The organism is Anaerobutyricum soehngenii, assembly GCF_009697165.1.
In the GTDB taxonomy this organism is placed as follows: Bacteria; Bacillota; Clostridia; order Lachnospirales; family Lachnospiraceae; genus Anaerobutyricum; species Anaerobutyricum soehngenii.
In genome coordinates this window covers 1-20435 of sequence record NZ_VULP01000041.1, presented here as the reverse complement: position 1 = coordinate 20435, position 20435 = coordinate 1, and the positions used below count along the sequence as shown (strand labels likewise).

26 protein-coding genes and 1 pseudogene are annotated in these 20435 nt (G+C 39.3%); 9 read left to right on the top strand and 18 right to left on the bottom strand.

Annotated features, from left to right (window positions below; translation table 11 throughout):
• The first annotated feature begins 159 nt into the window (after positions 1 to 159).
• Positions 160 to 711: a helix-turn-helix domain-containing protein gene (locus tag FYJ25_RS13635; protein WP_154581528.1), complete on the top strand. Its 552-nt coding sequence runs from the start codon at positions 160 to 162 to the stop codon at positions 709 to 711.
• Positions 712 to 1079: 368 nt separating this feature from the next.
• Here FYJ25_RS13635 and FYJ25_RS13630 read toward each other — a convergent pair whose 3' ends face one another.
• From FYJ25_RS13630 to FYJ25_RS13595, 8 genes are all read right to left on the bottom strand, one after another.
• On the bottom strand, positions 1080 to 1259 hold the full coding sequence (locus FYJ25_RS13630; protein ID WP_028086473.1) for a hypothetical protein: 180 nt from the start codon (positions 1257 to 1259) through the stop codon (positions 1080 to 1082).
• A gap of 135 nt (positions 1260 to 1394) precedes the next feature.
• On the bottom strand, positions 1395 to 2849 hold the full coding sequence (locus tag FYJ25_RS13625; protein WP_154581527.1) for an ATP-binding protein: 1455 nt from the start codon (positions 2847 to 2849) through the stop codon (positions 1395 to 1397).
• A 139-nt stretch (positions 2850 to 2988) separates the two neighbouring features.
• Entirely contained in the window at positions 2989 to 3375 is a 387-nt protein-coding gene (locus tag FYJ25_RS13620) for a helix-turn-helix domain-containing protein (RefSeq protein WP_044924454.1), read from the bottom strand.
• A 189-nt stretch (positions 3376 to 3564) separates the two neighbouring features.
• The gene (locus tag FYJ25_RS13615) at positions 3565 to 4338 is read right to left on the bottom strand and encodes a NifB/NifX family molybdenum-iron cluster-binding protein (RefSeq protein ID WP_055195155.1); all 774 of its coding nucleotides are present in this window, start codon (positions 4336 to 4338) and stop codon (positions 3565 to 3567) included.
• 98 nt (positions 4339 to 4436) lie between these two features.
• Positions 4437 to 5021: a 4Fe-4S binding protein gene (locus FYJ25_RS13610; protein ID WP_055195153.1), complete on the bottom strand. Its 585-nt coding sequence runs from the start codon at positions 5019 to 5021 to the stop codon at positions 4437 to 4439.
• On the bottom strand, positions 5018 to 5218 hold the full coding sequence (locus FYJ25_RS13605) for a 4Fe-4S binding protein (protein WP_222891075.1): 201 nt from the start codon (positions 5216 to 5218) through the stop codon (positions 5018 to 5020). The genes FYJ25_RS13610 and FYJ25_RS13605 overlap by 4 nt, the downstream gene beginning before the upstream one ends.
• A 119-nt stretch (positions 5219 to 5337) precedes the next feature.
• Positions 5338 to 5664 carry a hypothetical protein gene (locus FYJ25_RS13600; protein ID WP_222891074.1) on the bottom strand — a complete coding sequence of 109 codons (327 nt, stop codon included), beginning with the start codon at positions 5662 to 5664 and terminating at the stop codon, positions 5338 to 5340.
• Between the two features lie 85 nt (positions 5665 to 5749).
• Positions 5750 to 6670 carry a response regulator gene (locus FYJ25_RS13595; protein WP_028086467.1) on the bottom strand — a complete coding sequence of 307 codons (921 nt, stop codon included), beginning with the start codon at positions 6668 to 6670 and terminating at the stop codon, positions 5750 to 5752.
• A gap of 110 nt (positions 6671 to 6780) precedes the next feature.
• Between FYJ25_RS13595 and FYJ25_RS13590 the strand changes: the two genes are divergently transcribed.
• Positions 6781 to 7464: a Crp/Fnr family transcriptional regulator gene (locus FYJ25_RS13590; protein ID WP_044924472.1), complete on the top strand. Its 684-nt coding sequence runs from the start codon at positions 6781 to 6783 to the stop codon at positions 7462 to 7464.
• A 118-nt stretch (positions 7465 to 7582) separates the two neighbouring features.
• On the opposite strand, the gene FYJ25_RS13585 is transcribed toward FYJ25_RS13590, so the two are convergent.
• The 7 genes from FYJ25_RS13585 to dinB all read right to left on the bottom strand — a co-directional run bounded on the left by FYJ25_RS13585 (position 7583) and on the right by dinB (position 13237).
• The gene (locus tag FYJ25_RS13585) at positions 7583 to 9274 is read right to left on the bottom strand and encodes an FAD-dependent oxidoreductase (RefSeq protein ID WP_073106970.1); all 1692 of its coding nucleotides are present in this window, start codon (positions 9272 to 9274) and stop codon (positions 7583 to 7585) included.
• A 1-nt stretch (position 9275) separates the two neighbouring features.
• Positions 9276 to 9596 carry a rhodanese-like domain-containing protein gene (locus FYJ25_RS13580; RefSeq protein WP_028086465.1) on the bottom strand — a complete coding sequence of 107 codons (321 nt, stop codon included), beginning with the start codon at positions 9594 to 9596 and terminating at the stop codon, positions 9276 to 9278.
• A gap of 12 nt (positions 9597 to 9608) precedes the next feature.
• Positions 9609 to 9914 carry a thioredoxin gene (gene trxA, locus FYJ25_RS13575; RefSeq protein WP_028086464.1) on the bottom strand — a complete coding sequence of 102 codons (306 nt, stop codon included), beginning with the start codon at positions 9912 to 9914 and terminating at the stop codon, positions 9609 to 9611.
• A 105-nt stretch (positions 9915 to 10019) separates the two neighbouring features.
• Entirely contained in the window at positions 10020 to 10580 is a 561-nt protein-coding gene (locus FYJ25_RS13570; RefSeq protein ID WP_026650124.1) for a sigma factor-like helix-turn-helix DNA-binding protein, read from the bottom strand.
• Between the two features lie 331 nt (positions 10581 to 10911).
• Positions 10912 to 11457, bottom strand: a complete 546-nt coding sequence (locus FYJ25_RS13565; RefSeq protein ID WP_026650125.1) for a hypothetical protein — start codon at positions 11455 to 11457, stop codon at positions 10912 to 10914.
• Positions 11458 to 11732: 275 nt separating this feature from the next.
• On the bottom strand, positions 11733 to 11972 hold the full coding sequence (locus FYJ25_RS13560) for a hypothetical protein (protein ID WP_026650126.1): 240 nt from the start codon (positions 11970 to 11972) through the stop codon (positions 11733 to 11735).
• Between the two features lie 20 nt (positions 11973 to 11992).
• Positions 11993 to 13237 carry a DNA polymerase IV gene (gene dinB / locus FYJ25_RS13555; protein ID WP_044924451.1) on the bottom strand — a complete coding sequence of 415 codons (1245 nt, stop codon included), beginning with the start codon at positions 13235 to 13237 and terminating at the stop codon, positions 11993 to 11995.
• A 194-nt stretch (positions 13238 to 13431) separates the two neighbouring features.
• Here dinB and FYJ25_RS13550 point away from each other — a divergent pair, with 194 nt between their 5' ends.
• The 3 genes from FYJ25_RS13550 (at position 13432) to FYJ25_RS13540 (ending at position 14843) form a co-directional block, all read left to right on the top strand.
• On the top strand, positions 13432 to 13884 hold the full coding sequence (locus FYJ25_RS13550; protein ID WP_026650128.1) for a helix-turn-helix domain-containing protein: 453 nt from the start codon (positions 13432 to 13434) through the stop codon (positions 13882 to 13884).
• 77 nt (positions 13885 to 13961) lie between these two features.
• Positions 13962 to 14516, top strand: a complete 555-nt coding sequence (locus FYJ25_RS13545; RefSeq protein WP_026650129.1) for an ImmA/IrrE family metallo-endopeptidase — start codon at positions 13962 to 13964, stop codon at positions 14514 to 14516.
• Positions 14517 to 14549: 33 nt separating this feature from the next.
• The gene (locus FYJ25_RS13540) at positions 14550 to 14843 is read left to right on the top strand and encodes a hypothetical protein (RefSeq protein ID WP_026650130.1); all 294 of its coding nucleotides are present in this window, start codon (positions 14550 to 14552) and stop codon (positions 14841 to 14843) included.
• A gap of 72 nt (positions 14844 to 14915) precedes the next feature.
• On the opposite strand, the gene FYJ25_RS13535 is transcribed toward FYJ25_RS13540, so the two are convergent.
• On the bottom strand, positions 14916 to 15671 hold the full coding sequence (locus FYJ25_RS13535) for an 8-oxo-dGTP diphosphatase (RefSeq protein WP_049946956.1): 756 nt from the start codon (positions 15669 to 15671) through the stop codon (positions 14916 to 14918).
• A 285-nt stretch (positions 15672 to 15956) separates the two neighbouring features.
• Between FYJ25_RS13535 and FYJ25_RS13530 the strand changes: the two genes are divergently transcribed.
• On the top strand, positions 15957 to 16280 hold the full coding sequence (locus tag FYJ25_RS13530) for a MobC family plasmid mobilization relaxosome protein (RefSeq protein ID WP_154581526.1): 324 nt from the start codon (positions 15957 to 15959) through the stop codon (positions 16278 to 16280).
• Positions 16247 to 17605, top strand: a complete 1359-nt coding sequence (locus FYJ25_RS13525; protein ID WP_154581525.1) for a relaxase/mobilization nuclease domain-containing protein — start codon at positions 16247 to 16249, stop codon at positions 17603 to 17605. The genes FYJ25_RS13530 and FYJ25_RS13525 overlap by 34 nt, the downstream gene beginning before the upstream one ends.
• 66 nt (positions 17606 to 17671) lie before the next feature.
• Here the strand turns inward: FYJ25_RS13525 and FYJ25_RS13520 are convergent, their stop codons facing one another.
• Together FYJ25_RS13520 and FYJ25_RS13515 are read right to left on the bottom strand one after the other, a co-directional pair.
• A complete protein-coding gene (locus FYJ25_RS13520) occupies positions 17672 to 18340 on the bottom strand; it encodes an SIMPL domain-containing protein (protein ID WP_026648895.1) in 669 nt (222 codons plus the stop codon).
• Positions 18324 to 18935 carry an SseB family protein gene (locus tag FYJ25_RS13515; protein ID WP_055054085.1) on the bottom strand — a complete coding sequence of 204 codons (612 nt, stop codon included), beginning with the start codon at positions 18933 to 18935 and terminating at the stop codon, positions 18324 to 18326. The genes FYJ25_RS13520 and FYJ25_RS13515 overlap by 17 nt, the downstream gene beginning before the upstream one ends.
• 17 nt (positions 18936 to 18952) lie before the next feature.
• On the opposite strand from FYJ25_RS13515, the gene FYJ25_RS13510 reads away from it, so the two are divergent.
• Together FYJ25_RS13510 and FYJ25_RS13505 are read left to right on the top strand one after the other, a co-directional pair.
• Positions 18953 to 20386 (top strand): DEAD/DEAH box helicase family protein, encoded by a 1434-nt coding sequence (locus FYJ25_RS13510; RefSeq protein ID WP_243145754.1) that lies wholly within the window; start codon positions 18953 to 18955, stop codon positions 20384 to 20386.
• A pseudogene (locus tag FYJ25_RS13505) lies at positions 20367 to 20435 on the top strand (TnpV protein); the annotation flags it as partial. The gene FYJ25_RS13510 and the pseudogene FYJ25_RS13505, both read left to right, overlap by 20 nt.

Here is a 20435-nt window from a genome sequence, read left to right as displayed (position 1 = left end):
CTCCTTTCGGGGCGTGATTTATGGTTTCTAGTCAACTCCATTATATCACAAACCGTGAGGAGATTTTTATTTTTAACAACAAAAAAATGACGTATTTATGCGACTTGTGGCGTTTCGCAAACGCCTATTATTTTTCTTACAGCGAAAGGAGAAATTACCATGGCAATAGGAGAACGAATCCATTTCTTCCGCACCAAACGCGGAATGACTCAAAAATATGTAGGAGGACAAATTGGCTTTGATGAAAAATCCGCCGATGTCCGTATGGCTCAATATGAAAAAGAAACCCGTGTTCCAAAGGACAACCTGATCAAGGCACTTGCAGATATATTTGATGTAAATCCGGAAGCACTGAAAGTTCCGGATATTGATTCCTATGTTGGTCTTATGCACACTCTTTTTACCCTTGAAGACCGCTATGGTCTTAAAATAGAGAAAGCGGAGGACGGACAGCCTCGTCTTTATCTCGATTTAAAGCATTTTCCTGACAGCAGCCAGCTCTACGACATGATGATGGACTGGATGGATAAAGCAGAGGCTCTGGAGTCTAAGCAGATCACCCAGGATGAATATGACCAGTGGCGCTATCACTATCCAGTTGTTGGTCAGACAACACATACTCATTTCGCAAAAGTCATCCCTCAGGAACTCAGCGACATGCTTATTGCTGAGGGCAAAAAAATCGATCAATCTGAAAATAAGAAGAAATAATGCTCTTCGAATCGTTTCAACCGGCTTCTTTCAGGCAAAGAAAAAGGCCTTGCCAAGCTAATTTTTCATTAGCTCGACAAGACCTTTTATTGTCTTATCTGAAACCACACCTGTTAACCACTTGCACTATTTATCAATAATGCAAATTATCACAGTGTTATCATTTTGTTGTCAAATCGTTTTTGAAAAGCCTCAGAAACCGCATAAATACAGCATTCTTTGAGTTGCTTTTGTTATTCAAACTCCTTTGCGGACAGCATTTCATGACACGCAAAGGCTGTTATTAGAGACTTACGCTTCGAACATGTGTTCTGATTTTGTACTTTTCGCACAGCTTATGAAGAAATAAACTCCAAAATAACTCCATTCTACTCTTTGTTATTTTGTTGTTCTTCTCTTGCGTACAGGAGATCCAATGCCTGACATACAACACCACTCATGCTCTGATAGTGTCTTTCTGCATACTCAACAAGTCTCTGTTTTTGTTCTGGAGTCACCCGTACTCGTATGTTTTCTTCTTTGCCATCTTTTGGTGTTTTTCTAGCCAAACATATCACTTCCCTTCCACAAGTACAGTTTACTACTGATTACTACAAAATGTCAATCTGTTTTTGTTATTTATATATATATTCCCTTGGACTAATCTTGAGATATCTTGGACTAGTCTTGGACTAATTTACTTCTCACTCCTGTAGATCTTTATCTACAATCTCCCAGTAACCATTCTTTGGAGATCCATGTCTTATAAGAATACCATACTCTTTTAACTTCTTAATATTGTTCTCAATATTTCGACTGGCAACCCCAATTTTTTCAGCTAACTTAACTGCTGATAATTGATGATCTTCTGAAAGTAACTTTATAATCTTTTGCTGTGTATCGTTGAGGTCTGTTCTCCACACTACCTCCGATGCTTCTCCGATGCTTCTCCGATGCTTCTCCGATGTTTCTCTGATGTTTTCTTTTTCATTTGTCATCGGAAATGAATTACGGAACAGCTCTACCCGAAACATATTATCGAATTCCTGAAATCTCGGCTTCAAAAGTCCATACTCTTCTGCTGCATTAAGGATTCTTTTTATTCCGCTTCCCCATGCCTCTACAAGTCCCATCTGACTGAATATATTGGCAATGCCTTTATTCCGGATCTTCGAATGACCATTCATGACTTCCTCATAAGTCAATCCGTTATATAATCCACCCGGAGAAGTCACCTCCAGTCTGTCATCATAAACTGCGACCTGAATACAGGATTCGTCTAACAGGTTACGGTGACAATGGGCATTAATAATCATTTCCCTAATTGCTTCCGGCGGTAGCTCATATTTCTCTTTTCGCACCAATCCATCAATCGTTGCTCCAAGCCGAATATTTCTCAATACAAAATCTACTGCTTCTTCGATTTGTGTGTAAATCGGTCCTGTAAATTCTCTCTTATCCAGAAACACTGCACGATCTGTTCCCTTGAATACCGCACATTGTGTTTTAGAAAATGAGAAATAATCTGATGTCAGCAATGCATAGGCATTCGTTGCCAGAAGCTGTCCCTCACTCTGCTTTAAGATTTTCCAGTTTATCAGCTGCTCTTTCTTTACAGAATGTTCTGACATTCCTGCTTTCTTCCGGAACTTTTCGATATCCAGACAAAGTTTCTCTGTTGCTTCCTCTGAAACAGGATAACCCACACAAGTAAGCTCATCCCATGAGATTCTGGCACCTTCCATTTCCAGCTCTTTTATCTTCTCTGGAAATGCCTGTCTTGATGTACCTGCTACACGGATATAAGTGCCATTATCTTTTCCCTTTGATTTCAGATAATATGGTCTATTCTTTCCTGCTTCTACTGATACAACAATAACTGTTTTCCCATTTACCGTCTGCGGCTCAATATCAGGAATGATCTGCGGCACACAGGAATCAGAAACTGCATTGGCAATTCCATCCATCAGCTGAAACAACACATCATTTTCCACACCAACAATCTGGTGTGTTTTATCATCTACTCCAACAATCAGCTTGCCACCTTGTGTATTGGCAAAAGCTACGATTGTCTTCATGTACTTTTCACTTTTATCAGGTAAGGATACCTTGTGCTCAATATTTTTCGATTCCCCGGAAAACATAGTATCTTCTACCATTCTTTCACTCCTACTCTATACTCGCACCACTGGTACGAATAATTCTATTTCCAGAGCAATCTTCTCTGGATCATTAACACTATTATACGTTCTATTCTTCTTTTCTATCAAGCAAGAAAACAAAACAGTTCATTTCTTCTTACCATTTTCTTCTGTTCTTTTTTGATGCCAGATAAAGTCTCGTCATCTCATCCATGAAAATAGTTTTGTCCTCATTGGTCATAGTTCCACTGGCAAATAAAGCAGCTACCTGTTCAAGAATCTGCCTTGCCTGTTTAGCACCAGCATATTCACTTGGCTCATCATTACCCAAGCACACGGTTTCATTATCATTCATAAGATAAGAAACCTGACACTGAAATGCATCTGCCAGTTTTTGATATAAACTACTCTGCTTCGGATATCGTCCTTCAACTTCCCAAGATCGAATTGTTCTATGAGAAACGCCCACCATATCACCCAGCTTTTGTTGAGTCATTTTTTTCTCTTTTCGCAACTTCCTAATTTTATCACCAAATGTTGTCATAAGTATACATCTTTCTCCTATGAGTTTTGTACATGCTTTATTTTTCTAACCACAATAAAAGTATATCATTATGCAAATAAAAAGAGAACCCGACATCACAAGCAAATTTGATGATGCGGGTTCCCTTCCCTCTTTATAGATCAATACCTTTTATTTTTTCATCTTATGATCCGATGGCAATCTCACTTCTTAATGACAACTGTGGCTTCCACATCCATGCTCGCCACATGTATGTCCTTCCCCGTTGTTGTGCTCGTGATGAGAACATTTCACATCCGGATTATACTCAAGTGTTTCATTGATAAAAGCTTCTACTGCTTCATCCGCATCTCCGGAAACTCCTCCGAAAAGCTTGATGCCTGCTGCCGCTAACGCTGTCTGTGCGCCGCCTCCAATTCCGCCACAAATCAAAACGTCTGCATTCAATGCATTAAGAACTCCTGCCAATGCGCCATGTCCACTTCCATTCGTATCTACTACTTCTGAATGTACTACTTTTCCTTCCTCTACATCGTAAATCTTAAATGTCTCTGTGTGTCCAAAGTGCTGGAAAATCTGTCCATTTTCATATGTTACTGCTATTCTCATGATACCTTCTCCTTTTTCTGCTGCATATTTTTTGTAAATTTCCTGTTTGTAACATCCTCCAAAGCTGCAGTTGCCGCTCTGACCGTCACAGATTCTGAAATCTCCGCCCTCAATTTTGAGTGGATGCCCGTCGATAAGTGCATCTGCGATCTTTTTCCTGGCGATCTCGTAAATTCGCTGGACCGTTGTTCTTGCGACTTGCATAGATGCTGCACACTGCTCCTGACTGTAACCTTTCTTGTCCAAAAGACGGATTGTCTCGTACTCATCTACCGTTAGAACAATGGGTGTTTTTTTCTCAGTATCATCTGCCGGAAGAAATTCTAAAACATTGGGGAAATGACAGACTTTTCTGCATTTTACTGGTCTCGGCATAAACTGCTCCTTTCTCGCTTTTCTTATATAATAGCCCTATAAAAGGCATATGTCAATAATGTTTTTGACATATGCCTTTTATGAATCACCTTATAGTATTACTTCTTTTCATTATTTTTTAATTTACAGATACCCTGCGTCATTGTTCCCATTGGACAAAATGTACACCAGGTTCGTGGCTTATATAACACCATTACGATCAACCCTAACAACAAAGATGTAAGCATCAAACTATAAAATCCAAAACTAAACTGTGCCACCCAATCAGCTACTGTTCCGGCAGTGTATGTCCATCCCCACGGAACACGGAAGGTCCAGAATAATTTGATGGCTTCACGCAAGGATGATGATCCGGCACCAACTAAATATGTCTGAAACACCATATTCCCAAACATTGTAAGGAAAAATATCAAAAAGCCGTATCGGAACCATTTTGAACTCATCCATCGCGGGGTTGGTTTATTTCTTGAGCATTTTAAATCCCCACCGAGCTTACTAAAAAGCTGGCCACGTCCACACAAATGATTACAGAAAAATTTATTTTCACCGAATATCGCTATTCCTAACGGCAACAGGAAATCAATCATCCCAAACCAAGCAAACAAAATATTAAAAAAACCGAGAGCAAAATAAAGGATCGCCCATATCCATAAATAATCATACCAATGTTTCTTTTTCTTCACATCGCTGTCCTCTCTTTCATTTCAATACAACCTGCCGGACAGGACTTTGCACATTTTCCACATCCTACACACACTGTTTCTTCTACCACAGCATAACATCCATGGTAAACTTTGACAGCTGCCAGCGGACAAGTATTTTCACATACTCCGCAGGCAACACATCTTTTTTTATCGACACTTGCCATTCTTTTTGCCAATGCTTTGTTCCCCTTTCAAATTTTGTATCTCTATTGTACCTGAAAAAGGTAAATCCTTCTGTGATATTATTACATAAGAATTTACCTTGAACGCTAATCATTACAATGACATATTTTTATTATACATTACCTTTATATTTATATATGATGTTTAGAATTTCCTCAGTTGTTCGAATAATTTCTTTTTGTTTTTCTTTCATTGTTATAGATTTGCTTTCTTCTTCAGCTAACGAAGAGTAAAGGTGAATGGTATTAGCATGATTCCATATCTCATCGTAAATTTTCTCGATTTCATCAGCACTCCGAAATGCCTGGTCTGTTTGCATTTGCAAGTGTTCTCGTTGCTCTTCCAGATGATTCATCCGTTCTTGTAACTGATCCCTTTCTTTCTGCAATCGATCATGTTGTGCTTGCAGTTGATCTATTTGTATTTTAATTTCGCTCATCTTTTCTTTCTGTCTCCGCATAAGCATCATCAAATATACAACTACAAATACAAATAATAGTATTATGTACAGCATAAACTTCTCCTCACGACACATATATTTCGACGGTTTTCCGCAAATCAACTATTGATAATGGCATAGAAAGAACAGTTAGTTTTCCTGAATTCTTTTTAATTTCAACAGCATCAGGATTGCCTGTGATTAAAATTACAGGTGTTGTCCTGTCCGCACGCCATGGCTGATTCGGTTGGCTCGTCATATCTTCGGTAACAATCCAAAGATCCGGCTTATGTCTGCCTAATCTTGTTTTAGCACTTTCCGGTGTGTAAAACAGCATGATCTGATCTGAAATAAATTGCAATGTTTCTTTTAATCCTTTTGCATAACGTTCACTGCCACAGACCAGTGCAATAATAGAAGCAGCTTTCTTTTTTTGTGTTACCTGAATAAAATCCAAAACTGGTGTATTATAGAGACTAAAGTCTTTTTCCAAATGAACTTTATCATAATAACTCTTTGCTGCCTTGCACATCCTCAGACAAAACTGTTCTATGTCTATACGAATATCGTTTCCGTTCTCCTGTATGTTCATACTTTCCAACTGACAAACTGACATTCCACAGTTTAGTCCAAGATGAAAGCGTATATTATTTTCATCATTCAAAAATCCTTTATTTTGATGAAGATATTCACATCGAAGCTGCCAACAGCGTTCTCCGCAAATATATGGCTTTTCATCGGATTGAGATAGTTTAAAGTAGTCCCCTGCATATTCATCAAACCAGCGAATATACTGGGTTCCCACATCACGGGTCGGATTCTTTTGCCGATCCAGCATAACCCGGCCATCTCGATAATGTTTAACAATTTCCGGGAAAGCAATACCTCCGCAAATATCTGGCAAAGTCAATGCCAATGCCAGTGCAGACTGCCATCGTCTATCTACAATATTCAGTTCTACTTCTTCAATTCGGTCCAAAAATGTAAAACTGACATCTCCCTGCATTATTTATCCCTCCCTCATATTCACAACAGTCATGTACTATAGTCAGTATATTTTTATTTATGGCATATGTCAATTATATAATTGACGCATCTAAAAAAAGTAAGTATACTATGTTCGTAAAGGAGATAACTGTTATGAGCTTCGAAAATTATTTTCCACTATGGAATGACTTAAATACAGCACAGAAAAAAGTAATTTCAGACAATTTGATTACACGGGATGTAAAAAAAGGAACGATCATTCACAACGGAAACCTGGATTGTACTGGATTATTACTGGTTAAATCCGGGCAGCTTCGAACTTACATACTTTCAGATGAAGGACGAGAAATTACACTTTACCGCCTGTTCGATATGGATATGTGTCTTTTATCCGCCTCATGTATCATGCAGTCCATTCAATTTGAAGTAACCATTGAAGCAGAAAAAGATACTGATCTTTGGATCATCCCTGCTGAAATCTATAAGGACATCATGAAGGAATCGGCTCCCGTCGCAAACTATACCAATGAATTAATGGCTAGCCGTTTTTCTGATGTCATGTGGCTGATTGAACAGATCATGTGGAAGAGTTTGGATAAGCGTGTTGCTTCATTTCTTTTAGAAGAGACCTCTATCGAAGGAACAAATGAACTGAAAATCACTCACGAAACTATCGCAAACCATCTTGGTTCCCACAGGGAAGTGATCACTCGAATGCTTCGATACTTTCAGGGCGATGGTCTCGTCAAACTCTCACGCGGCAAAATCACCATCCTTGATTCGAAAAGACTGGAAACACTACAAAGATCATAAAACTGTTTTTCTATGACATCTAAAGAATCCTCCATTTATCAGAATTGTGAAAGTCATTCTAATAAATGGGGGATCTTTTTACGCTACAAGTAAATTATAAAATTATTGTGATTATTTTTTAATAATCCATACCACATGCATATGCCCTTTCAATCAACGCACGGTCATTAACCACTGCATCATAGAAGCGGAATCCACCGGAGAAGTTGTATGTTTCATAACCGTTTCCTTCCAGAATACGGCTGGCAATGTAGCTGCGCAGACCACTTTGGCATATCAAGTAAACAGGCTTTCCCTTCTCAATTTCATTGATACGTTCCCTTAGTTCATCTACAGGAATATTTCTGAATCCATCCATATGCCCCCTGTTAAACTCACCTACAGTTCTCACATCCAGCAATACAACACTTTTATCTTTAGAAATCTTATCCATATCTTCCAGATGCCATTGTTTTAAGGTACCTTTTGCTATATTGTCTATCATGAATCCTGCCATATTTACAGGATCCTTGGCAGAGGAATACGGCGGTGCATATGCAAGATCCAGATCTTTCAGCTGGGTTGCCTTCAGCCCTGCATGAATTGCTGTTGCCAGCACATCAATACGTTTATCAACTCCTTCATATCCAATAATCTGAGCACCAAGCAAACGATAAGTCTCTTTTTCAAAAACCACCTTCATGGTCATCACTTTTCCACCAGGATAGTAACCGGCATGACTCATAGGAGAAAGAATTACTGTATCTACATCTAATCCTGACTTTTTGGCATTGGTTTCATTGATACCTGTAGTGGCTGCTGTCATATCAAATACTTTGATAACGGAGCTTCCCTGACTGCCCAGGTAACGGCTGTCACCACCACAAATATTATCAGCGATGATCCTGCCCTGCTTGTTGGCTGGTCCGGCCAAAGAGATCAGCGCATCATCACCCGTAACATAATGTTTTACCTGAACTGCATCACCTGCTGCATAAATATCCGGTACAGAAGTTTCCATTCTGTCATTCACTACGATACTTCCCTTGATGCCAAGTTCCAGACCAGCTTCTTTTGCTAATGCTGTGTCTGGTGTAACTCCGATTGCCAGCACCACCATATCAGCCTGAAGGGATGGATTATCTTTTAATAGAACCTCTACTCCATTGTCCTTTTCTTTAAATCCTTCTACTGTATAGCCCAGTACCAGTTTTATCCCATGCTTTCTCATTTCATTATGGATCATGGATGCCATATCCGGGTCAAATGGGTTCATCAGCTGCTTAGGCCGCTGGACAATTGTAACATCCATGCCAAGCTCCCTCAAATTTTCTGCCAGTTCCAGACCAATAAAACCGCCACCTGCCAATACAGCCGATTTTGGATGATTCTTATTTATATATTCCTTTATCCGAAAAGTGTCTTCTACAGTACGAAGTGTAAAAAGTTTATCCATACCTACTCCGGGAAGTCTCGGCTGTGTTGGCTTTGCACCTGGAGAGAGGATCAGCTTATCATAGTTTTCTTCAAATATCTCACCATTCTCTAAATTTTTCACTGAAACCGTTTTTCGTTCCGGATGTATGGAGATAACTTCATGATGAATTTTCATGTTAATACGGAATCGTTTAAAAAAACTCTCTGGTGTCTGTAGTGTAAGTTCTTCCGGGTCTGTGATCACGTCTCCGATATAATATGGAAGCCCACAATTCGCATAGGATATGTATCCGGATCTTTCAAACACAGTAATTTCTGCATGTTCATCCAATCTTCGTATTCTTGCTGCAGCTGTAGCTCCTCCGGCTACACCGCCTACGATTATTACCTTCATCTTATTTTTCCACCTTTCCTGAATAAGCAGCAATGCCACCAATATTATTTACTTTAGAATATCCCATTCGTTGCAACATCCCAGTTGCTTGACGACTTCGGGCTCCGGAATAACAGTATACAAACAGCGGTATTTCTGTATTCTTCACTACCGAAACAACATTGTTAAGTTGTTGCAATGGCACATTTTTACTTTCTGGTATATGCCCTTCCTGATATTCCTGCGGCGTACGAACATCCAGCAGAACTGCACCAGCAGTCTTTTTATATTCCTCTATCCCTTGATTAATATTCGCCTGTTTTAAAAAATCAAAAAATCCCATTAACGCACCTCCTTAAAGCATCTCTAAGATTGCCTTCTTAGGTCTTGCCCCTGAAACTTTTGTTACAATCTTCCCATTCTTCATAACCACCAAAGTTGGAATACTCATAATACCAAATTTACTTGCCAGTTCTGGCTGCTCATCCACATTGATCTTTCCAACTTTGATATCAGGGCGTTCACTTGCTATCTCCTCTATGATAGGAGCCACCATACGACAAGGAGCACACCAAGGAGCCCAAAAGTCTAAAAGAACGGTTTTCTCGGAATCCATTATTTCATTCTGAAAATTATTTTTATTGATATTAATAGCAGACATTTTACAGTCCTCCTTGTTTTTTCTTTTGTGGCTTTATTATAATCTGAAATTCATTTGTTTTCTGTGATATCATCACATTATTATCATGATTAATTTTTAACTAATTTATTTTTTCATCTTATGATCTGATGGCAGTCTCACTTCTCCGGTCCTTTTCTTCATAATCGAGTTCTGTGTCTCCATCTGTGTTGGAATATAATCGCTTTCCTGCAGAAATGCACCTGCCGCCTCAGCATATGATTCATATCCAGCTGCTTTCATCCTCTTCAACATTTTTGCCAAAGCACTGTTCTTGTCTCTACTCACCTGACGTGTGCTGATGCCCAGTTCCTCTGCTGTTTCTTTAACCTGTTTTCCCATGATAAAATAATCGCTCACGATTTTCTTTTCTTTCTCTGTCAGATCGCTGAAGAGTTCTTTAAAGAAGATCTCAGTTGTAATATCCGATGCAATGTCACGTCCACTATCTGCGATAAAGTCTGTCGCACAACCGTTTTCTGATTCTAATCCACAAAATAATACTGTATTATTTCTCTGATGCTGCTGATCAAACATATAATGTTCCTTATTATAAAAAATATTAAGAACTTCCAGCTCTTCTGCTGTAATATTAGCGTATTTCACCTTCTGATATCTGTCGTAAAATGTGTATTTTCTTTCTTCCATGATTGTTTCTCCGATTTGTCGTTTTTGTTGATTTGATTTGTGACAAATCGAAAATCATGGATATCTGGCATAATGCCTGCCTCTTCCCTGCATCTTGATATGCTCTTCCTTTCCGGCATCTACCTGTTAAAAAGGAAGCTTTTTCAAATCTGCAACCTGTTTTTGGGTATAAAAAAAGGCCATGCCCTTCCGGGCACAGCCTGACGCCTTAAAATTTGAGAAAAGAAAAACCTCCGCAAACATTACGTCTGCGAAGGTCTATTTCTCTCAGCATATCAATTCTAACATGCACGTATTTTCATTGTAATACCATTCACATGCCAGTTTACTGTCAGTTCACTGCCACTTTACTTCCACTTTTCTTCCAGTTTATTTCCTCCATCTTATTCTGTATCTTTTCCGGACGTGTAAATGCCCAGAGCATTGTTGCATACAAACGGATTGCTTTCTTACGGTTTCGATAATAAGTAGTGCTTGGCATATCATCCAGCATCAGCATCACATCTTCATTGGTATTTCCTGCTTCAAAATATCTATATTTCAAAAGCCGATAATACAGCTGTCCATTTTTTGGATAATCCCTCAAAGCTATCAGGGAATCTCTCATGATTTCCAGCAAACAGAGATTCATATCATTATTCAGAAGCTTTTCCTGGATTCTGCGTTTCTCTGCAGTCGCATCGAAATCTACCAGATCATATAACATTTCCTTCAGATGCTTCCCTTCCTCTGCATACATTTCATAATCTATATCCACAAGGTTCTTCTCAATACGGAACATTACTTTAGTATACTGACTCAGCAATAATTCCGTATTCTTATAAGCATCCTCTGCCACTTCTTCCATATTGATAAACATATCCTGTATTCTCTGCATAATTGTCCTCCTTCCCGACCGCTTCCGCAGCCAGACCAATCATTGTATTGTTTGTTCCATTCACAGTCTGTCACTGTCCTAACATCTCTTCATGCAGATTCCGCAGAAATATCCGCTGTGGGATAGCTTCTATTTCTGGCTGATCGGCAACTGTATGATCTATTGAAAGCAATCGGTTCTCACGGGAAAGGATGTATCCCCGACTGCTGATGTTCTCATCGAATATCTATCTCTCCAAAGGGGGCCCTGATTCAGGGCTCCCTTTTAGGACGCCGTTATTTACGTTCCATAAACCATTTATAATTTTCTTCATAAGTCAGATGACAGATTTTTCCACCCACCTGACAGGTATAACGATATCCGGTTCCGCCAGCTTTTCGGCTGGCACAACGCTCCGGTTTTGAAACCTTATCAATCGCATACTTACGTCCATCTTCCCAGACAAACGCTGTAGGGATCAATTCTCCTTCCCGGCTGAATACTGCCAGGACATCTACATACACTTTAGCTGTCATTACAAAACACCTGCTCTCTCCTATCCATGAAAATATGCCTGTGGATGAACCGTATGTTCCTTAGCATTCAGCTGTGCCAGTATCTTATCCTGATACATAAATGCTCTCTGAATACTCTGATAGCCAAACCTTCCACGGATCTCATCTACCACCTGGTCCATCTTTTTGATTTTTTCTCTCTTCGTTTCATCCATAAATAAATCAAGCTGATACGGCATCTCTTCTGATACCAGATCACATCCTCGAACACCAAGACTACGAATTGGATGTTCCCAATTATAGTTTTTCTGGAATAACTCAAATGCAGTTCTGGCAATTTCTTCTGTAAGATTACTTGCCCTGTCCAACTTGCACTGTCTCGTGAAATGATACAATCCATTATCCCGAATCGAGATTTCTACTGTCCTGCATTGAAAACCATTTTCACGAAGCCTGGCTCCTACACTTTCTGAAAGAGCCATCAAAATAATCTTCACGTCCAATTCACTAACAAGATCTCTTGGCGTTGTTGTACTGTTCCCGATAGACTTGATCGGTACTTTATATCCTTCTACCAAAACTGGAGTTTCATCCCATCCATTTGCAAAGGTATGAAGTACCAATCCCATCTTTCCAAGATATGTTTCTAATATAGAAGGTTCTGCTCCTGCCAGATCTCCGATTGTACAAATGCCAAGTTTCTTCATCGTCCGTTCAGTGCTTCTTCCGACCATGAGTAAATCACCTACTGGAAGTTTCCATGCAATATCCTTGTAATTGTCTTTGGAAAACTCTGTAATGGCATCCGGCTTTTTATAATCAGAACCGAGCTTTGCAAATATCTTATTCCAGGAAACACCAATACTTACGGTAACCCCCAGTTCATATTTAATCCGACTGCTGATCTCTTTTGCAATCTTCATTCCGTCTCCCTTGATAGAAGTACTGGCGGTCACATCCAGCCAGCTTTCATCAATCCCAAATGGTTCTCTCTGATCTGTGTATTCACTGTAAATCTCCTGTGCCATTCTGGAAAACCTCAAATAAAGATCCATGCGAGGCGGTACAAAGATTATTTCTGGGCAAACCTGTCTTGCCTGCCACAATGCCATGCCTGTTTTTACTCCGGCTCGCTTCGCAATATAGTTTGCAGTCAGCACAATTCCATGTCTTGCTTCCGGATCACCACCGACTGCCATCGGCTTCCCGGCAAGTTCTGGATGATGCAGCATCTCAACACTTGCGTAAAAGCAATTCATATCTGAATGAAGAATTGTCCTGCTCATAACATTCACCTACCAGTCTTAAAAATCATAATAAAAGTTCTTTGCTTCATATTGACTTTGTGAAGTTTATAGATTATAATTTCTACTAACTTCACGAACATTTGTTTGTATTTTATACGTGATAATGAACTCTGTCAATAGTTTTTATAAAGTTGATGAAGTTACGATTTCAAAAACTTGGAAAGGATCCCACTATGAATTTTTCAGACAAGATTAAATATCAACGAGAACAAAATCATCTGACACAAAAAGAACTTGCAGAACTGGTCGGCGTATCCCAGCGTGCGATCGCAGCTTATGAAAGTTCCGGCACCATCGCACGAATCTCTACTATGAGAAAGCTCGCTCATGCATTGAATGTCTCTTACGATTATTTGAAACATGATGAGATCACAGATCCTTCTTACGGAATTGAAAAAATGGATTATATTGATGAAGTCAATGGACAGCTTGGTGAAAAAGGAGCCAGGGACATCAATGAGATTCTCGAAGCCAACCGTGCTCTTTTTGCTGGTGGCGAACTCGACGAAGAAGCAAAAGATGCTTTCTATCAGGCTGTAACCAAAGCATATCTTTCCTGTAAGATGGAAGCCAAAAAGACATTTGGACGGAAAAAGAAAAACACTGAAATGGAAAGTGATTCATAGGTGTCCGTATTTTCGTACAGCACTTTTGCTACTCTATACTTGCAGCAAACTATCTTATGAAATATCGAGGTGTTTTTATGAGTTCAAAATGTATAAGAGACACTGTTAATAAAGTAAAAGCAAAATATCAGGAAAGTGATCCGTACCGCCTTGCAGCCGCTATGCATATTATTGTTAAAAAGCTTCCGCTTGGAACTGATCCAAACTGTTGCAAAGGCTTCTGTATGCGGGAATGTCGAAAGACCTGCATCGTCATTAACTGCGACCTACCGGAAATCATACAGCAGATTATCCTGATCCACGAGATCGGTCACGCACTCCTTCATCAGAAACCCCTTCAGATCAAGTGTTTTCATGATTTTGAATTATTCGATGGAGTGTCACAATGTGAATATGAAGCGAATTGCTTTGCCGCTGATTATCTTCTGGAAGATGAAGATGTCCTGGAGATGCTTAACGCTGATATGTCCTTTTTCCAGGCTGCCGCAGAACTGAAAGTTCCACCGGAACTTCTTGATTTCAAATTCCGAATGATGAAACGAAGCGGCGTTCAGATTGTAGATTCTCCGATTACTTCCAACAGTGACTTTTTAAAAGATATCCCTACTTCGGGAATAATAGAAAATTACTAAATATGCTATTTTTGAAAAAGGAGATTTTTGAAAATGATCAACTTAAATAAACATAGAATAGACTTTGGAAAAGGGGATGTAGGCATTGGTGTCATCGGTAACACTACAGATTCCGCACAACTGGCATTTTATAATCAGAGTGCACGTCCCATCCATATACTCAAGAATCCAGATCAGAATCCTGGGTTCGAACCCATGGAATTTAAAGAAGAACCTTTTATCATGAGCTTCTCCAATCCTGAAAGCATTGATGCAGTTATTTCAATTTTACAACGTGCCAAATATATTAATTTCACTTCCAAAAACGAACCGCAAAAAACAGAATAGATGAATGATGTATCTTATAAAGAATGGCTGTCTTTTCTCCAATGAGCAGGCAGCCATTTCTCATGTAATTCTTTAATACAAGTCTCCCACATATCCATCTGCTTCCAGATGCATATAGCACTCGTCCACCTTCTCTGATTCCAGAATCCGCAAAACGTGTTCCATACCTGTAGCAAGTTCTTTTGTTTTTAACTCTTCCAGCGGAATCCAATAAACTCTTCCTTCCTCAGAACTTTTCAATTCTCCGGTAAACTTATCCGCTTTATACAAGGTAATAACATAGTGCACTCCGCTCTTATGCCAATGATATAATCCTCCAAGCTTCGGTGCTTCAACCGTAAGTCCTGTTTCTTCCCAGACTTCCCGAATCATAGATTTCTGAAAAATCTCATTTGCTTCTACGTGACCGCCTGGAAAAGTTGTACCGGTATAGCTATCATTTACTTTATCCAGAGCCAGTACATTCCCTTTATGATCCTGAATCATACACATATTCATAAAACAGACCTTCTCAATCTGACTCTCTTCTTTTTCATTCAGAGATTTTCTGACACGTTTGTTGATATCCGATCGTTTGGATTTATAATGCTTGAAGACCTCTCCATACGGAATCCAGATTTCTGCATCTTCAATTTTTTCATAAACAGAATCCACCACTTCTTCCAGATGTTTGTCACTCGGAAAAGTACATTTTTTCATATAATAATCTCTGGTTGCCTGAAACATCCATTCCGCAATCTTTTCTTTCTGCTTCATTTTTAACTGGGAATACTTCTTATTCGTTTGCAGTAATCTCCCATCTATCATCTTATGGTTTTTCCGTGACATCGGTTTGACCTCTTTTCTTCTTTTTCATTCAGATTTTACTATACCACAGAATCATGCTTGCGTCATACTTCTGAGCTTCGATGTCCTCTTTTTCTTCTCTCAGTACCTTATTTATAGAGGGATCTTTTTTAAGGACTCTCTTCCGGCGGCTTTGCCACCGGTAAATAGCAAGGATAGGAAGTGAGGATACACTTCCGGAAAATCCCAATTTAGGGTGCCCTGCCCTGAATTGAAAAACGCTGAAAGCAACGATACTACTGCCCTCTCAGAAAGGAGAAACTGCTAATGGCTGAAAGAAAAAGAAACAAAGAAATTCATTTTTATGTCACAGAAGAAGAACGAAAGCTAATCCGCAGGAAGATGATAGAATCAAAAACCAAGAACATGGGAGCTTATCTTCGTAAGATGGCAATCGACGGTTACATCGTCAACACCGATACAACTCCACTGAAGAAACAGTATGAGGAAATGCACAAGATTGGCGTAAATATCAACCAGATTGCAAAAAAGGTAAATACCACCGGAGATCTATATCCGGAAGAAATGAAAGAATTGAAAGAGATGGTGAAAGAATTATGGCGTATCTTAAGATCTTCCCCATTAAAGTAACAGACAAGAAAGCTCTGGACTATATCACAAATCCAGATAAGACAGATGAAAAACTGTTAGTTTCCAGTTTTGGCTGTTCCCCAGAAACTGCAGATCTTGAATTTTCCATGACTAGAGAAATGGCAAAAAAGAATGGAATGGACAAAGGTGATAACCTGGCATTTCATCTGATCCAGTCATTTAAACCTGGAGAAGTTGATGCCGAAACTGCCCATCGCTTAGGGCAACAATTTGCAGACGAAGTACTGAAAGGAAAATATGAATACGTGATCAGTACCCATGTTGATAAAAATCACATTCATAACCATATCATCTTCAACGCAGCAAGTTTTGTTGATCATCACAAATATGTTTCCAATAAGCGGAGCTACCATAAAATCTGCCGGATCAGTAATCGCATTTGCCATGAAAATGGACTTTCCACCAGTATGCCAACCGGAGAAAAAGGTAAAAGCTATAAAGAGAACATGGAATATCATCGTGGCACCAGTTGGAAAGCCAAACTGCGTGTTGCAGTTGATAAGGCAATCTGGACTTCCATCAACTATGAGGAATTTCTGCAAAAGATGCAGTTAGCAGGATATGAAATTCGACAGGGAAAACATCTATCCTTCCGTGCACCGGAACAGAAAAACTTCACTTATATGAAATCTCTCGGAAGCTATTATTCAGAAGAAAATGTCCGCATCCGTTTGGCAAAAAACCGTAACAAAATAAAAGCTCCAAGGCATCTGTCCAGAGAAGCTCGCCTGTATATCAATATCTCCACTTATGTTACGACCGGCAATCGAGAAGGATTTGAACGATGGGCAAAACTAAATAACCTGAAAGAAGCGGCACGCACCTTCAACTATCTTTCCGAAAATAACCTGCTGAATTATGAAGATTTCCAACAGCATGTTTCTGATGTTGATGCTTCTGTTAAAGCGGCTGATCAAAGAATAACGCAAATCAACAGTGAGCTGAGCACACAGAAAATCATTCAAAAACACTGTGATTCTTACCGTCTCTGCCGAAAAGTGATTGAAGATTGCAAATCTGCTAAAAATCCAAAAGCATACCGAACCAAACATCAAGCAGAATACCAACTGCACGATTCACTAAAAAAAGAGCTTCAGGATCTCGGTGTTACCAAAATCCCAAGCTCTAATAAAATCCAGAATAGGATAGAAAATCTTGAATCTGAACAAGCTGCTACTGTCCGGGAAAAACAAGAATTGCAGAAAAAGCAGAAGACACTGAATATCATTAGACAGAATTTCACAGCACTACTTAATGCTCCGGAGATGCAAATTCCCATATCAGAAAAAGAGCTAACTCTCTAAAAAGAAGGAGGTACCTACTTTAACGGTGCCTCTTGCTTTTCGTCTAATCTATTTATATCTTCCTCTTTATGCAATTTCCCATATTACAGTTGCCGTATCAGTAACATTAATATCGTCTGCCTCAATATCTATATCATATGCTCCCGGTGCACTCATTTCACATTCCGTACACTCCATTAATCTCATTTCATTCAATGGCTTTGTTACAAAATCTATCTCTCCCCAAGAATAATCAATTGCCTGTATTTCACCCAATTTCACATTTGCTGCTGTTGTAAGCACCTGTGCCTTTTGAATGGAATCCTCGATTGCTTTATGTAACAGCTCATTTTTACATTTTTCTACATCTGCCACTGTATACTCAATAGAAAACTCTGGCCTTAATGAGCTATGAGCCAAAGCGTAAAGGACTTGCCCTAATCTTTTATTATCAGCTGCAAACTCTATTTTCATATGGTGATTATACTTATAACCTTTAAATCTTCGCTTCCAGCTCTTATCTCTGTCCTGATAGCTTTCATATTCTGTATCGACATTAAAATATACTGTTTTAAGGTCTTTTCTCTGAAAACCAAGTTTCTCAAACAAATCCTTGAGAAGCTCTGTATCTTCTGTTGACCTTCGGAGAGTATCTTCATATTCTTTGCAAAGTTCTTCCTTGTTGACATATAACCGGATTTTATCCGGCTTTACTGCTATTTTCCCTTTTCCTGTAACTTTAATTGTTCTCATCATCTTTGCTCTTCCTTTCATTCTCATTATATTCATACCCATTGATTAAAAGCTCTATCATCTTCTTTGTCATCTGAATATACTTACCAAACGGATTAATCACAATTCCATTCACCTGTTCCCAATTAAGTGCCAGACGAAGTATTGATTCAATAGACTGATTCATCTGCACATTTCCAGCAGAACCCTTATGCATCTCTTCAGAAGATGTAAATACTCCAATCCATTCTTTTTCATCAGCATCTTTTACAGTCTCTATTTTAAGTCTTACATCATGGTCAAGCGAAATCGTGTCACCAGCCTTTACTTTACTTATCTGTTCTTCCGACATAAAAGGATTTTCCGTGATATATGGAACAATAACTTCTCCTGCCTGCTGCATTCTTGTTACCATAACTTCCATAAATAACAGCATTCCATTTTTATCCTGCTGAATATAATACTGGTCGATTGCTGCCTCAATCATCTGATTTGCCTGTGTCTCATCCACTTCATCTGAATAAGTATCCACGCTCCTGCCAAGTACATGATCAAATTCATCAAGAACATCCGTCATCAGTCCCTTATCAATCCGGCTTTTACACTCTGCAATCAGCACAGCTGGGATCCCATAAAATGCTTGAGGCACTGAAAGAAAAAGCATTTACCGGCGGTGCAGAAAAATATCTGTGGATTCCTCCATCACTGCCATATTATGAGATGCAGGGAGCATATAAAAACAGCAAAGGCTTTTCAAAAATACTTGTATTTTCTGCATGGGAGATGGTTCCACGAATGATAGGTGCGCTTGTTTCCTATGAGGCGGAAAGACTTACAGTTGGAAAACTGGTACATCAGATAAAGAATCAGGATAAGAAGAATACGGGGTATTTTGCGGATGGTTCGAGACGATACCCGGTGGCAAGGCTCAGGTTTAATGTTTCAAATGGAGAAGTAAGAGGCATGAGCCTGTTTGCACTGCTTTATCCTTCAAAGACACTTTCTGATATGTATTTACCGATTGAGTCATTGAATAATCATGAATCATTAGAAGTAATAGAGAAATCTGTACGGCTGAAACTGAAAGAGAAGCTTGCGATAATCGAAGAAAAGTATGGTGATTCGGGTAACAATAAGGAAGATGCCAGGTGGTATTATCTTGCACCGATGCTCATGGATGGAGTCATCTATGCAAAGCATTGGATAGAGGATATTGTGTGGGAAATGAATACAGACGAAGAGGATACAACATCTGAGGTCAGAAGCAGTTCAAAGGATAAGAGAAATAAGGGCTTTATTGCTCATATTGATAAGCTAAGAAGTTATTTGGATGCCCCGGAGGAGATTCATCTTGGAAGAAAGCCGGAGGATCTTCTGGAAACATTGGTAAATATGGTACTGGGTTCGCCAGCAATATGCATTTATCGTTCTAATGGAAGAAGCACAGCCAGAGCAACATCGCTTGCAAAGGTATTTGTCAATAATTTCAATTTGCCGGAGTCAACAGCTATCATTGATCTTGCTTATGGCAGATGCAGGGATGATAATTCCCATTGGCAGAATGTACTTAAATACTGTAAAGATGGCTGTTTTCAGGCAATGATTGATGAATATATCCATATGCTGAAAGAAACAGCAGGTTTTCAGTCGGATGGAAATCAGTATCAGATTGTGCATGACATGATGATGGATTCATTGAAGATACATACAGCCACCTATATCGCTGATACTTATCCTGATTTCAAAAAACGTATTAACGGAGCTGACAGGAAGAGTGATGGATGTCGAATAAGGTCGAGTTATGCAGTTGGATTTACAAAGGATGCAGGAGATAATTCCAAGGTAGTCATGCGTAAAGAAAATATCAGAAATGCCTTTAACTCACCAATGCGTCCATTTGTGCTCGCCACAACATCAATCGGACAGGAAGGATTGGATTTTCATAATTATTGTCGTGTGATTATGCACTGGAATCTTCCAAGTAATCCCATAGATGTAGGACGGATTTTGCGGACATTCAAAATAAAAAAGAATGTGGAGGTAACAGACAATGGCAAAATCATTATTTGAGGAACTGGGCGGCAAATACGAAAGGCAAGGGGATTATTTGATACCGTGC